The organism is Micromonospora sp. NPDC047738 (assembly GCF_040642675.1).
Lineage (GTDB): Bacteria > Actinomycetota > Actinomycetes > Mycobacteriales > Micromonosporaceae > Micromonospora.
This window is the reverse complement of sequence record NZ_JBEYSO010000084.1, coordinates 1-1,287: the sequence shown is the minus strand read 5'-3', so window position 1 is coordinate 1,287 and position 1,287 is coordinate 1. Positions and strand designations below refer to the sequence as shown.

Sequence of the window (1,287 nt, the reverse complement as noted above, 5' to 3'; positions counted from 1 at the left end):
AGCGTCTGACCGGAAAATGAGCCTGACCAGGGCGGGTCTTGTGCAGGGGGCATCGCCGGGCTGGTGGGGGCCGGTCCGGTGTGATGTTGGTGGTTGTCAGGCGGCTGGTTGCAGGGTGACGGTGTGGCCGAGTGCTTCCAGTTCTCGGACGAGTCTGGTGATCTTGCGATTGGTGTTGATGCGCTTGTCGTAGTGGTCCGGGCCGAGGTCGTAGTAGTGGGCGGTCGGGTCGGCGAGTAGGTGCCAGATGATCACCAGGATGGAGCGGGCGACGGCTACGAGGGCTTTGCCTTTGCCTCGGCGTTTGAGGATGCGTCGGTAGCGTTCGGTGAGGAATGTGCCGTGGTTGCGGCCGGCTGTTGCGGCGGCTTGTCCGAGGACGGCTTTGAGGTATGGGTTGCCCTTGCCGGTGTTGCCGTTGCCGGTTTTGGTGCCGGATTGGATGGCGCGGGGGGACAGTTTGGCCCAGGAGACGAGGTGCCCGGCGGTGGGGAACCGGGTCATGTCCAGGCCGATCTCACCGATGATGAGTTGGGCGGTTTCGGGGCTGAGGCCGGGGATCTCGGCCAGGCGTCGTATGGCGTTGTTGGCGGTGCTGGTGGTGGACGGCAGGTGCTGGTGTGGTGGGTCGTTGTCATCGCCGGCGGGATGTGGTGGCGCGGGGGTGGCCGGCTGGCCCAGTGTGTCGATCAGTTGCTCGATGCGGGTGGTGAGCGCGGCGATCTGCGTGTCGAGGCGGTCGATCTGGTCTAGCAGGATGCGGGCGAGTTCGCCATGGTGGTCGTCGAACCGGCCGGTCAGCGCCTGTGTCAGGGCGGTGTGTTTGCTTCGCATGCGCCCGCGGGCCAGGCCTGCCAGTTGCTGGGGGTCACGCTGCCCGGCGATCAACGCCTCGATCATGTCGCGGGTCGAGAGGGTCTTCAGGGTGCTGGCCACCGTGGAGATCTTGATCAGGGCGTCTTCGAGGAGCTTCTCCAGCCGCTGCCAGTAACGCGTGCGGTCCCGGGTCAGGTCGGACCGCATCCGGGTGTAGTCCCGCAGGACACGGATCGGTGCTGGCGGCACGAACGACGGCCGCAGCAGTCCCTTTTCCGTCAGCTTGGCCAGCCACACCGCGTCCAGCTTGTCGGTCTTGGGTCGGCCGGGCACGTTCTTGACCTCGCGGGCGTTGACCAGTTGCACGTCCAGACCCGCCGCTTCCAGCAGGTAGTACCAGATCCGCCAGTAGTCGGAGGTGGACTCCACGGTCACCTTGTCGATTCCCAGCTCCACCAGCCGATCGGCTAG

The 1,287-nt window shown here is 66.0% G+C and carries 1 protein-coding gene; it reads right to left on the bottom strand.

Annotated features, from left to right (window positions below):
• Positions 1-96 precede the first annotated feature (96 nt).
• On the bottom strand, positions 97-1,287 hold a 1,191-nt coding region (locus tag ABZ783_RS37410; RefSeq protein ID WP_357447981.1), incomplete at its 5' end, for an IS110 family transposase.